This is a genomic window from Metasolibacillus sp. FSL K6-0083, assembly GCF_038630865.1.
Lineage (GTDB): Bacteria > Bacillota > Bacilli > Bacillales_A > Planococcaceae > Metasolibacillus > Metasolibacillus fluoroglycofenilyticus.
The window spans coordinates 1,571,053-1,584,213 of sequence record NZ_CP152046.1; the positions used below are offsets into that span (position 1 = coordinate 1,571,053).

The window sequence follows — 13,161 nt, forward strand, 5'->3', positions numbered from 1 at the left end:
CACTATGTACCACCCTTCCCATTTCCAACTATCCCACTATATATTAAGTATAACAAAAATCACTTGCTATCAAATATTTTTAGCAAGTGATTTTTTATTTTAGATTCGATTTATGCTTATTCATAGGCATGTAAACTTTCCAGCTCTTCTTGAATTTCTTTTAGGCGCTTTTTCGATTGATCCATTTCTTTTTCATTTTTAACTTGCATTGCCTCAAACAAGGAAGCTAGCTCGTAATCAAGCTCTAATCTTAAAATGTATTCATATTGCTTTTCAACATCAACCTTGCGTATAATCTTAATCATCTGTTTCATACTTGTCACGCTCCTCCTAGTTTGATTTTTAGTGTTATTACTATTTTCCCAAAAAATAAATAAAATAAACCTCAATTTTAAAAGGAGTTCAAATAAAATGGAAAAAGTGCAATGGACTAATGAAGATTTTCAAGTATTTTCAATTGAAGGCCTAGACGAAAGAATGCAAGCATTAACAACAATTATTCGACCAAAATTTCACCTCTTAGGCGAGCATTTCGCTACATATTTTAGCGCTAAAACTGGCGATGAATTTTTCCCGCATGTTGCAAAGCATGCGCGCCGCACAATCAATCCTCCAAAGGATTCTTGGGTTGCCTTTGCCCCGTATAAACGCGGCTATAAAGCGCTGCCACATTTCCAAATCGGCCTATGGGGAACACATCTTTTTATCGTTGTGGCCGTTATTTATGAAGCTCCCCAAAAAGCGGAAATGGCGGAGCGTCTGCTTGCAAACACAAAACAATTTGACAAGCTAAAAAAGGATTTCGTCATTTCAGGCGACCATATGTCACCAGATGTTGAAAGCTTGGAGCAAGAAAAATTACAGAAACTGCTGCAACGCCTGCGCGATGTGAAAAAAGGGGAATTTTTAATCGGACGCCATTTAACAATTGAGCAATCAACTGCTATGACGGCGGATGAATTTTTAATATTCGCTGAGGAAACATTCGAGGCACTATTACCTATTTACAAGACGATAATTGGAAAATAGCGCTATTATTTAATATGCGCGAAATGCAAAAAAAATGAGGCTGTTTGGAAGAAAGGTTTTCTGACTTCTAAACAGCCTCATGCCATTATTTTGCCGCGCCGTAAATTTCGAAAAATGCCCAATGCTCTGCTGGTACATCAATGAAAAACGGTATGGCTACCTCTGTTGGAATAGGTCGTTCAAACAAGCGATTCAATACTTTTACCGCCTGCGCTCGCGTTAATACACTATTCGGATTAAATTGCTCTTCGCTAACCCCTGTCATAATACCAAGTGCGCTTATTTTTGCAATCGCCTCTGCTGCCCAATGATTTGGCTGCACATCTTTGAATGTCAGCGCACTTTCTTTTTGCAGACAGAAGGAAGCTTCGTTATTCACTGCACATTGCTGTTCAATCCAGCGTAGCGCAACCGCTGCCATTTGTGCACGAGTAATAGATTGATTTGGTCCAAAGGTCGTTGCAGTCGTTCCCTCAAATAGTCTATTTGCCCGAACATATTCAATTGCATCACTTGCTCCGTGTGTCACAGTATCCGAAAATGTAGCAGACGCTTTTGGAACGGTGTCATTTGTCAAATGACGTGCAAACATCGTCGCAATTTGAGCTCTTGTCACAGCTGCATTTAAACGGAAAGTGCCATCCGGGTAACCTTTAATATAAGGTGCCGTTACAGGCTCCTCTACAGGTGGCAAAGAAATAAGTGAGAAAGTTGAAAACTTATTCACTTCAAATTGATAAGCTAAACGCTCATCTAAGGAGCTTTCAATTTCACCACGGACAATTTCATTCGTCCCATCACTATGCTCGATAAATACGGCTAGCTGTGCAAGCTGTTCGCTTGTCAATCCTACAAACATCGGTATCGTTACTAAAACAGGATGATTTTGCAGATTTGTTTCAATTTTTATCGGCTGCCCTAAAAGCTCGATAAGCTGATTACCTATAATTTGCTGCAATTTTGTTCGTTGCTCGGCTGTCGCTTGGATTGGTGTAAAGCTGAATTGTAAATCATCTTCAAATGTAGCAAGTACTTCAGTTGCTGCATAAACCGTCGCACCATTTGCTACAATTTCTAAATTCACGCCCTGTTGCTTTAGCCTGTTAAGTGCCTTGGCTGCTATTGAAGTATTCATTTGATTCGCCTGCTCACCGTCAATTAAGACGACTAGTCTCAGAGTATCCTCACCTGATTCGTTTAGCTTCGCTATTGCTTCTGCAGTGCTTTCCTCCGATACAAAGACTTCATCTGTCAAAATACCGTCTATTATTCTACGATTAACAGTGATTTCCACCAAGTTTTTCCCATTTACCGATTCCATTTTTACTACTATTCGCTCCGTCTGCACAGGTAGAGTAGGTACAGGGTTCGTGCTCGGCGGCACTGGTATAATTGGATTTGTTCCACTATTATTTACAAGCCATCTTGCGTAAAGTGTTATATCCTCTGTGACAACATCTGTTGCACTATTCCATAAGCGCAAGAAGTTTGCCTCTTTATACCAGCCCGCAAATGTATAACCTTGTCTAGTTGGTTGTGGTAGTGTAAGCCCTTTATTATATTCAATATTTTGAGCAGCAACGGCAGTACCACCGTTTGCCTCAAACGTCACTTTGTATTGATTAATCAACCACTGCGCATAAAGTTTGACATTTTCCACGCCCATTTGAAATTCAGCATTTGGCAAATAAGTCGTGCCCAAGCCATTTGCCGCTGTATTCCATCCTGTAAAAGTGTGTCCAGCCTTGCTTAAGCTACCGCTATTTTCCGCTACGTTCACTGGCGTATTTTGCAAATAAGCGCTACTATCTACAGGTACTGTACCAGATGTATGTCCGTTTCCGTCATACGTTACTGTATAAGTTGGTGGCAGTACTGTATACACTGGCGATGCATTCCCTATTTCGCCATCTAAAACAAGAACAGTATCTCCCTTTGCCTGTACTGTAAATGTGTAATTACCGATAGATTGCATCGCTGTCGTAAAATCACTTTGCTCATTATTTGCTGCTACATTCACAATTGAACCTACAGCCACTCCTTCTTTATACAGCTGGACATCATAGCTAATTGCATACGGTACAGCCTGCCACTTCGCTATTTTCCCATCCCAAATACTGCTAGTCGTTGTCGCTAGCTTGATTATATTTTGTATGTTAGAAGGCTGTGAAATTAGTGCATCCAAATAGGATATACCATCTCCTTTAGCAAGCACTGTGACAGTGTAGGCTCCTTCCTCTTCTGTTTGCATCATCTGAAGGAAATCATATGTTGCTATATTCGCTGCTACACTCATACTATGCCCAACCGCACTATTATCTTTATAAAGTTGCACATCATAAGAGGTTTCATTTTCCACATCTGTCCATGTGGCAATACCTAAAGAGCTTAACTGGACATTTTGTACTTGTTCAATTGGAGGGATTGCTCTTGTAACCGTTATTACATATTCTTTTATCGTGCTGTCATCCTCAGCTGTTACAATAATTTGTAGGGTGTTACTCCCAATCATTAGTGGTAGATTAAAAGCTTGACCGCTAGTTACTGCTGTTCCATTCATCATTAGCTTACTAGCACTACCTGCTAAGCTCGCTGTGACATTTATATTAGACACATGATGTGCCACATCAACCGCATAATTCAACGTATTCGGGTCAAAGCTTGGGCTCAAACTACCAGAAGATAGCGTAAGTGCACTTAAATTTGCATCTGTACTTGGTGGCAATGTTGTAAAGCGCCACGCAGCCGAATCCGCTATCCCTGCAATTCCTTGATTTGCGGAATCAATAAATGCCCCACCATCTATAAGCACATAGTAAGTCATCGCTTTTAATAGATTGTTCGATAACGAAATCGTTACAGCATCAGCGTTTACTGCGACATTTTGTGAGGTTGCCTCTATTGTCTCCATCTTTTGGTCATTTTGATTGTAAATGTGGATATACTTTCCGCTCACAGCTTGAATATTTTCACTAAATGTTAGTGTCAGCGTTGGATTAATTGCAATATTTATCGCATGATTGATAGGCGTTGTCGCAGTAATTGTCGGAACAGGGTCCTCAAAAACATCGTTAATTGTAATCAAAAACGCTTTTTCAAAGAAGGCACCACCGCTATCTGTCGACCTTACTCGTATGCTATAGCTATTTTTTGTTTCATAATCAAATACGCTCGCCGTTCGAAGTTCATTTCCGCTAATTGTGAAATTACTATTATCAGTATCTCCTAAACCAGACACGAATGTATAGGTGAATGAATCTCCTCCATCAGGGTCTGCTGTCGTCAATGAACCAACTGCTGTACCAATCGGCTGATTTTCATCAATTATAGTAGAAGATAAATTAATATCGGTCGGTGCTTCATTGACATTCGTCACTGTAATCGTAAAGTTTTTTTCAAATGTTAAGCCTCCCGGATCTGCTACCGCTACTCGGATGTCATAGCTATTTTTTGTTTCATAATCAAAGGAGTGCGTTGCTTGTAGCTGATTGCCGCTAATTGTAAAACTCGCCTGATCTGCACCACCTGTCAGACTATATGTTAATGGACTATCTCCATCAGGATCCACTGCTGAGAATGTGCCAACGACCGTATTCACAGGTGAATTTTCAGCGATAGTTGAATTGCTTAACGCGATATCGGTCGGTGCTTCATTGATATTCGTTACTGTAATCGTAAAGTTTTTTGTAAATGTTGAGCCCGCACTATCTGTAACTCTGACTTGTAAGCTGTAACTACTTTTCATTTCATAATCAAAAGATGCCTTGCTAGAAAGCGTGTTACCATTAATCTGAAAATACTGATTATCCGGGGCATCCGTTAATGTAAAGGTAAATGTATCGCCTATATCGGGATCCGTTGCTAATAATGTGCCAATTGTCGTTCCTATAGGTTCATTTTCAGCTATATTTGTATTGCTTAATGCAATATCCGTTGGTGCATTATTCGTAGCGTAGGTGATTTCTAGAGTGGGAAATTGACTAATTAGTGCAATACTTCCATCATGGCCATACTTCAACAAATTGATATCATGTACATTACTAGAAATTAAAAATGTTACTTTTTGATTATCTAATGCTGTCGGATTATTTAATAATGCTGTCACATCATTTGACACTTGAAAGAATTCCTCAAAACTAACCGCTGTTCCAATGGGATAATCTTGCAATAAGCCATTTTTGACGATCGGAAATTCGTTAATTTCTGTAGTAGCTGATGTCCAGTTATTCCCACCAACTCCTATTGTTAAAGTGGTTTCTCGTCCGCTCCAACTTGCTATATACAACTTAAGCTGAGCCGAAAGAATTGTTTTTGTTGTATCGATACCGCTAAATTGCAATGCGACTTCCGCCTGATCCATAGTGTTTAATTCGAAAGAAGGATATGATGTATCATCAATCCTTCCACTATCCTTCCCTAACTGCTCACTCGGCATTAAAATTATTGGAGAGTCCGCCGTGGCAGGTTGAATGCCTAAATTAGCAAATATTAATATGAAAATTACGAGCATTATGCCTATTCGCTGCGCCATCATTTGCTGAAAAGAGGTTCTATACCTCATTATAATTTCCTCCCTCTGTTTTTTTTATCCTCTAGGAGGATACTCTCCATCATTTAGACAAATAATAAAATTCATCGCTAAATATGGCTGCCTATTATTATGTGGCTGGTTTCCTCCATTTGGTTGAAGTGCCACTGGATTCATCGCACTGGCATTAGTGAAGGCTACATAAGGTTTCTTTTTTGCGATAGCTGGCTCACTTCCCCATAGCGCATTTGTAGGATTATCGATACCTCCCGCAACAGTCGAAGAGCCTTGGGCAATATGCGTATGATGTGGCATATGCACTGTAGTAAGCGTCTCTTTCTCATTGCCTATTTGTTGCCCAATATTTCTTATCGTTAATCCAGACCCCTCTCCAAAATGCATCGGTGCCCGCCCCCTTAAGTCCGGTAACTGAAAGGTTATTTTTCCATCCCCTCCGTAAATTGTGCCAATAATGCTGTATAATGCCGTATTTTGTGAAATAGGAAGTAAACTCCCATCACAAAAAGCCCATCCCCTTGGGGCAAAATTCCCCGCAAAAATTCGTATTTCTCCAATATATGCTTCTGCCATACATTTTCCCTCCTTAGTTTCTTGATGGATAGATGCCGACTACAGCAATGCAAAATGATAGTGCCAAATAGGGCTGCATATTATTATGTGCAGCACTCTGCCCAGCGCTCGATAAAGCGGCTATATTCATTGTGACATTGCTGTTCTGTGCATAAATCGTTTCGCCGCTCACTGTGCCCCATGTATGATTTTGAGGGGACGCTTCTGTAGTAGTTGCCGCATCAGCATATACTGCATGTGTATGTGCAGGCATTTCAGCTACTGTTAATGTATGTGCTTCTTCACCTCCTGCTTCACCAAAGCTGATAGATTGACCTTTATGCAAAGGTACCCTGCCTTGTAAATTGGGTAGTGCAAAGGTTGTTTGACCATTTCCACCGTAAGTTGTTCCTAGTAATGAATACAGTGCTTGGTTGGCAGTAGTTTTCAATAGCTGACCATTGCACGGTAACCAACCATTTGGTATTTGATTAAATGCAAAAAGACGTATTTCTCCTAAAAATGCTTCCGTCATTTTGTTCAGCCTCCTGTCAATTTTCTGTAGGGAAAATCCCTTGAGTTGCAATAATAAAATTGATTGCAAGTGATGGCATCATATTATTATGTGCTTGATTGCCACCTGCTGCCGCTATTATATTTGTGTTCATTGCTACGAGATTGCTAGAGGCATCTACTTGATAATTCGTCACACTAGATACGCCCCATACATTATTGCTAGGTGCACTTTCCGTTGCTGCAGAAGCTGTGCTATTTGCATTCACACTATGTGTATGGCTAGGTAGCTGATTTTGCACTAATGTAACAGCTTCTGTGCCTCCCATACTGCCAAGTGGATAAACAGTATTTTTATGAAGGGGTAAACGCCCTCTCAAATCTGGTAAGGCAAAGGTCGTCTGACCATTTCCTCCATAAGTTGTGCCGAGCAGTGCAAATAAAAGTTCATTCTCCACTATTTGTAATAGTTGTCCATTACAAAACATCCATCCATCCGGTGCAAACTGACCGCTAAACATCCGAATTTCTCCTACATAACATTCCACCATTCTTTATTCTCCTCTCCTTTGTCATACTCAAGCATGTACTTCTTCCCAAATGTTGATTTTGCTTGTTTTATCAACACCTCCCTATGATTATCGGAATATTACTAATATTAAATCTACAATAATTATACATTTTCAAGGTTAAAATTAGGTTAAATAAAAAAATTTATTTTTCTCAATAAAAAACGTTGCAAAAGCTTTGAACCAGCTCTTACAACGTCTATATACCTATGCCTTTAAAATTACTTATACACTTCTGATAGAAAAAATTTGTTGCTGTTATGATAGGGCTATCCAAAAAACACAACAATTTTTTTGAGTAGGTGTATCTTTCATCATAAATATTTACTAAAAAGTTACTCGGCATAGAAAATACTACGCCATTAAGGTAATAGTCCTAGCCATTTCCAATAAGTAGCACTGAATAATAAAATTAAAATGAAACCTACGAGCGTCAACGGAATACCTGATTTTAAGAAATCCTTAGTTGTAAATGTACCTGTGCCATAAGCAAGCATATTTTGTGGCGCACTGACAGGTAGCAAAAAGCCAAAGCAAATAACGAACTGCTGAATAAGTACAAAACCAATTTGATTTTCAACAGGCATCGGCAAGCTCAAAGCAAGGGCAATAAATACTGGGATTAAAGCCGATGCTAAACTTGTCGCAGATGCAAAACCTAAGTGGATAACGATATTAAATACAGTAACTAATGCGATTGTCGCGATAATCGGCATTGATTGTAAGCCAAGCGTGCCAAAAATAGTATCAGACAGCCATGCTGCCCCTTTCGTATTTAACAACGTTGTACCTAGCGAAATCCCTACAGCAAATACAATAAGCGTACCCCAATCAATACGAGCGGAAGCTTCCTTCCATGTAAACACGCCTATTTTTGGAAGAAGTAAGAAAGCAATCGCTAAAATGGTAATCGTCGTTGTATCAAACGGGTGGAACTTTCCTTCTGTAGCCCAGAAAAATAACAATAAAAGAGAAACAATAATTAAGGTAATTTCCTTGCGTTTTAAGGTTCCAAGCTCCTCCAATTGCTCTCTAATCACATCTCTACCACCTGTAATATTATCTGTTTCTGGTTTAATCAATTTAATCATGACAAAAAATAAAACAAAGGACATAATAATAGAAAATGGAGCAGCATATAGGAACCATTCTCCCCATGAAATATTGACATCGAATTCTGAATTGATAAAGCCTAAAGCAACAAGGTTTTGTGCAGCTGCTGTTTTAATTCCGATATTCCATATCGAAACCGCTTGTGTCGCTGTAATAATTAGCAATGCGGCTAGCTTACTTTCCTTCGCTAATCCGAATGCGGCAACAACCCCTAATAAGATTGGTACAACAGCCCCAGCGCGCGCTGTCGCACTCGGTACAACAAAAGCTAGAACAATCGATACTAAAATTGCCCCAAATACAAGCGCCTTTGTTTTTGTCCCAACCATTGACAAAACCCATAAAGCAATACGTTTGTGTAAATTCGTAATCTGCATAGCTGTAGCTAAAAATAAGGCTGCCCCCACTAACGCAACAGAGGAGCTACTGAAGCCAACTAATGCTAGCTTCAAGGCATTGTTAGTCCCCATCGATACGGTAGCGTCCTCCATGCTCGGTGCCAGTCCTAATAAAACAGCAATTAACGCTAAAATCATCGCCGAACTCACGGGGTATGGCACTGCCTCAGTCACCCATAATATAACGGCAAACGCTAAAATAGCTAATGCACGTTGTCCCGCAATGGGTAGTGCCTCTGTCTCTGGTAAAAGCACAATCACAAATAAAGAAACAAATGCTAACACAATCCAAAGAGACTTCAAATTACGTTTTTTTGTTATTTCATCCGCCATCGTCAACCACTTCCCCTACTATAAATTTTAAAAATACAAAATAAACCATTGACTAAATAAAAACCGTTTACCTGATATATTAATAATAACCAATTATTCGTTTCTCATGAATTTTAATTAATTACGCTATTCTCTCTTTACCCAAAAAACAAATTGATTAGCAAACTTTCTTTAAGAATTATCTGTCCACAAAAAAGAGAAGTTGCATCATGCAACTTCCCCTTTTGTTTATTCTCTTAATAACATATATCGTGCATTTCCTTTTTATCCTTCGCTACTCTCTTAAATGAAAAGGGAAAAAGCGCATCTCATGCTGTATTAGCGATTTATTGCATTGCTTGACGCATACGCTCCATATTAGCGATTGTTCCACCATCGACTAAAAGGTCAGTGCCTGTAATATACGAGGCTGCATCACTTAAAAGGAATTCTACTGCTTTTGCAATTTCATCTGCATCTCCTTCACGACGCAATGGCGTATGCGCTAATAAGACAGCCATTTGTTCACTTTGCTGTTTTTCTTGACGCCCCATCGCCGTATCAATTGTGCCTGGCGAAATAGAATTTAAACGCGCTCCCTTTTCTCCCCAAGCCCACGCTAAATCCTTTACCATTTCAATAACAGATAGCTTTGACAATGGATAAGAGGCTTGTGTAGTGCCTTGTGTCATTTGCTCCATTGTCGGCATAAAGTTTTCCGCTAATGGATTTTTTAATACCACACGCATTTCTGGTGTTGCCGGAACCATATGTGCACTCATTGACGAAATCATTACCGCTGAAGTATTTGGCCCTGCAATTTTAATAAACTCATCTAAAATATAGGCTGTTCCTAATGCATTAATTTCCATAATCTTTTGCCAATCAGCCATCGTTGGGGAAACCCCTGCCGTATGAACAAGACTAGCTAGCTCTCCCATTGAAGCCGTTTTGTCCGCAAGCGCTTTCACTGATTCTCGCTTCGAAACATCTGCAACCATATACTCAACAGTCGTTGCACCTATCGCTTTTAATTGTTCTGTGGTTTGTGCCAAACGCTCTTCATTCATATCTGCTAATAAAAATGAATTCCCTTTTGCTAAGCGCATTGCTATCGCTTTTCCCATACCACCTGTACCGCCGGTAATTACATATACTTTTGTCATTTGTTTACCCCCAATAGTTAAATTACTTTCATTTTAACTAGCTTTTTCTTCCCCTTCAAACGACATTGTATAGTAAAGTGTCTATATAAGGAGCTGAACATATGAATGAGCGACAGATTATCGAAAAACCAACAATTAGACAATATATTCTTACTTCTTACAAGGAACTATTAAAGCTATATTCCCCTGAAAAAATATCAGTGAAGCAAATTGCAACACAAGCAGGCATTAATCGTTCGACCTTTTATTTGCATTTTCAAGATAAATACGAAGTTTTATACACTATAACAGAAGAAAAATTGAAGGAACTAGCTTCCCATTATTATGGAAATACAAATCACAATACAAGCCCCCTCCAAACAACGACAAAAATTTGCGAGCATATTTTTAACAATCGCCTATTTTATAAAAAGCTCGTAAATGAGGAGCATTTTAAAAATCGCTTATTTCATTATTTGTATGAAGCGCTTGCTATTCATTTAAAACACGAGGCATTCACTACCTTCACTGCCTATGGAACAATGGGCTACATGATTGAATGGATTAAAAACGACTGCCAAAAACCAATCAAAGTAATTGCAAATGACTTATCAAGTATTGCTGATTTTCGAATTTTATAGAGATAATTTTAACAACGTGCTATGCACCTAGTTGAACTACCAATATTTTATGTAAATGAATTTTCAATCTTTAACAAGCTACCACATATCGAAAAAACTAGATAATCACTTCAGTCATTGTAGCTATATCGTTAATGTCGAGCAAATAAAAAAATTCGACAAAAAGCAGCGCAGCCTACCAGCAAAAAACTTGTAGCGCCACGTTGCTTTTCTTTATGAGCGATTTTGGTCGTTTTATGAGCGATTTCTTCTTTTTATGAGCGAATTTCCACCTCTTATGAGCGATTTCACATCTCTTATGAGCGAATTAGGTCTTTTAACCTAAATGAATTTCAATACTCTTTCCCTAATAATTCAAGCAATAAACAATCTCCCCATCGATTACACGGCCATCTGGTTTAAAGCCTAATTTTTCATATAAACCTTTCGCTAAATTATTCTCTGGCTCAAAGCTTAAATAAATAACATTGTGCCTTGTATCTTCCTGAATGTGTGCAATCAACTTCTTCATTGCCTCTTTGCCATAGCCTTTCCCTTGGAATTTCTCATCAATCATTAAACGATAAATCCAATATTCATGGTCGTCCTCATCTAAACAATACATGACAAAGCCTACAAGCACTTCATCTGCATAAATTGCTAGACAAATACATTCTGGATAGGCTTTTGCCTGTGCAAGTGAAAATAGATTCGATGCAACAAAATCTTTTTGCTCCTCTGCTACCTTTAAATCAATAATATCCCAAAAGTTTTTTCTATCTATTTCTTTAAACTGAATCATTATATATTCCCCCTTAAAATCAAAAGCCTTCATAAACGATTTCTCGCTTATGAAGGCTGCCATTCACTTTAGTTAGAAGCTAGAGCTGTTTGGATTTGGCAGCGGTTCTCAGCATTTGGTTGTGGAGTGTTACCTCTGTTTCACCATTTACTTGAGATTTTTGCTGCTTGTTTCTCGTCCAGTTCTGGTGGATTTTTTGAGATTTCGGGTCTAGTTCATCCTTCTTACTCATTCCTTCCGCCTCCTCTGTTCAAAAGTGAAATCGTTATTAGTATGTGCTTATTTAATGCGAATCATCACACCATCCGCTGATTCTTTCGCCTCCTTGACAACTTTATAGCTGACATAGCCACTTGCCCTTTCAAAATCGCGGAAAATGGTTTTTTCCTCTGCTTGTGAAGGAACAATTTCCTTGAAGCGGTGATATTTTGCTATAATTTCCTCACGCTTAATGCCTTTTTCATAAGCTGCCTCGACGACTTCGAAAAAATGCACAACATCAACCATTTCTTGCGTTGACCAGTCTGTTGATAGTGGATAAGAATATTCCATTTCACTAACCTACCTTTTCATTATTCGCCCCATTTTACACGAATAGAGGCTGCCTCTGCAACCATTCGCTCGATTAACTCAGCAACTGTTGGCACATCCTGAATTAAGCCTGCAACTTGACCAGCCCAACCGAAGCCTTCTGTATCCTTTCCGTCATAAATGAAACGTCGATTAGCCCTTCCGCTAATGAGCTCCTTTAACGCTTCATACGTTGGTGTTTCACGCTCCACTTGTAAAATATGCTCTGTAAATTCATTGCGTAATGCGCGTGCCGGTGCACCGATGGAGCGTTTAATCACTGTTGTATCATATTCTGCACTACGAATAAGTGCCTCTTTATACGCTTCTGATGCATAGGTACATTCCTTCGTAGCAATAAAGCGTGTACCCATTTCGATTCCATCTGCGCCTAATGCATGTGCAGCCATCCAACCACGCCCATCACCAATGCCTCCCGAAGCGATAACTGGAATGGAAACATGGTCCACTACTTGCGGTACTAGCACCATTGTACCTACATCGTCACGACCTAAATGACCACCACCTTCTTGTCCCACGACCATTACTGCATCGGCACCAAGTTCCTCTGCCTTTTGTGCTTGGCGGCGTGCCGCCACAAGAACAAGCTTTTTACAGGGTGCACCTTGTAGCAAGTCAAAAATTGGCGCGGGGTTGCCCCCTGTAATTGTTACAACAGGCACTTCCATTTCTGCTGCGACCTTAACCATTTCTTCATAGCCTTTACCATGCTGACCAATTGCATAATTAACACCGAATGGCTTATCTGTCAATGTGCGTACCTTTTCAATTTCCCGGCGTAAATCATCGGCTGTTGCTAAACTCATAGCAGTAATTTGTCCGAGTCCACCCGCATTCGATACGGCCGCCGCTAAATCAGCATAAGCTAAATAGGCAAGCCCTCCTTGAATAATTGGATAATCAATATTTAAAAGCCTCGTTACACGTGTCTCCCACTTCACAAAAAATCCCCCTTTATTTCCTCGGAAATA

The 13,161-nt window shown here is 39.5% G+C and carries 13 protein-coding genes; 2 read left to right on the forward strand and 11 right to left on the reverse strand.

The features are described from left to right. Positions 1-116 precede the first annotated feature (116 nt). The gene (locus MHB51_RS07520; RefSeq protein WP_342559304.1) at positions 117-314 is read right to left on the reverse strand and encodes a hypothetical protein; all 198 of its coding nucleotides are present in this window, start codon (positions 312-314) and stop codon (positions 117-119) included. A 97-nt stretch (positions 315-411) separates the two neighbouring features. Between MHB51_RS07520 and MHB51_RS07525 the strand changes: the two genes are divergently transcribed. Beyond that, positions 412-1,029, forward strand: coding sequence for a DUF1054 domain-containing protein (locus MHB51_RS07525; protein ID WP_342559305.1), 618 nt, complete (start codon positions 412-414; stop codon positions 1,027-1,029). A gap of 85 nt (positions 1,030-1,114) precedes the next feature. On the opposite strand, the gene MHB51_RS07530 is transcribed toward MHB51_RS07525, so the two are convergent. From MHB51_RS07530 to MHB51_RS07555, 6 genes are all read right to left on the reverse strand, one after another. Then, on the reverse strand, positions 1,115-5,590 hold the full coding sequence (locus MHB51_RS07530; RefSeq protein ID WP_342559306.1) for a cadherin domain-containing protein: 4,476 nt from the start codon (positions 5,588-5,590) through the stop codon (positions 1,115-1,117). 24 nt (positions 5,591-5,614) lie between these two features. Next, positions 5,615-6,148, reverse strand: a complete 534-nt coding sequence (locus MHB51_RS07535; RefSeq protein ID WP_342559307.1) for a tail fiber protein — start codon at positions 6,146-6,148, stop codon at positions 5,615-5,617. 13 nt (positions 6,149-6,161) lie between these two features. Then, positions 6,162-6,662, reverse strand: coding sequence for a tail fiber protein (locus MHB51_RS07540; RefSeq protein ID WP_342559308.1), 501 nt, complete (start codon positions 6,660-6,662; stop codon positions 6,162-6,164). 16 nt (positions 6,663-6,678) lie between these two features. Beyond that, positions 6,679-7,191 carry a tail fiber protein gene (locus MHB51_RS07545; protein WP_342559309.1) on the reverse strand — a complete coding sequence of 171 codons (513 nt, stop codon included), beginning with the start codon at positions 7,189-7,191 and terminating at the stop codon, positions 6,679-6,681. Positions 7,192-7,571: 380 nt separating this feature from the next. Next, a complete protein-coding gene (locus MHB51_RS07550; RefSeq protein WP_066169618.1) occupies positions 7,572-9,053 on the reverse strand; it encodes a DASS family sodium-coupled anion symporter in 1,482 nt (493 codons plus the stop codon). Between the two features lie 326 nt (positions 9,054-9,379). Continuing rightward, on the reverse strand, positions 9,380-10,198 hold the full coding sequence (locus MHB51_RS07555) for an SDR family oxidoreductase (RefSeq protein ID WP_107942213.1): 819 nt from the start codon (positions 10,196-10,198) through the stop codon (positions 9,380-9,382). 101 nt (positions 10,199-10,299) lie between these two features. Between MHB51_RS07555 and MHB51_RS07560 the strand changes: the two genes are divergently transcribed. Then, a complete protein-coding gene (locus MHB51_RS07560; RefSeq protein ID WP_342559310.1) occupies positions 10,300-10,818 on the forward strand; it encodes a TetR/AcrR family transcriptional regulator C-terminal domain-containing protein in 519 nt (172 codons plus the stop codon). Positions 10,819-11,164: 346 nt separating this feature from the next. On the opposite strand, the gene MHB51_RS07565 is transcribed toward MHB51_RS07560, so the two are convergent. The 4 genes from MHB51_RS07565 to MHB51_RS07580 form a co-directional block, all read right to left on the reverse strand. Next, positions 11,165-11,599, reverse strand: coding sequence for a GNAT family N-acetyltransferase (locus tag MHB51_RS07565; RefSeq protein ID WP_342472924.1), 435 nt, complete (start codon positions 11,597-11,599; stop codon positions 11,165-11,167). Positions 11,600-11,678: 79 nt separating this feature from the next. Beyond that, the gene (locus MHB51_RS07570; RefSeq protein WP_066169608.1) at positions 11,679-11,831 is read right to left on the reverse strand and encodes a YpzG family protein; all 153 of its coding nucleotides are present in this window, start codon (positions 11,829-11,831) and stop codon (positions 11,679-11,681) included. A 47-nt stretch (positions 11,832-11,878) separates the two neighbouring features. Beyond that, positions 11,879-12,151, reverse strand: coding sequence for a UPF0223 family protein (locus MHB51_RS07575; RefSeq protein WP_066169604.1), 273 nt, complete (start codon positions 12,149-12,151; stop codon positions 11,879-11,881). Between the two features lie 20 nt (positions 12,152-12,171). Beyond that, the gene (locus MHB51_RS07580) at positions 12,172-13,131 is read right to left on the reverse strand and encodes a nitronate monooxygenase family protein (protein ID WP_066169601.1); all 960 of its coding nucleotides are present in this window, start codon (positions 13,129-13,131) and stop codon (positions 12,172-12,174) included. Positions 13,132-13,161: the final 30 nt, after the last annotated feature.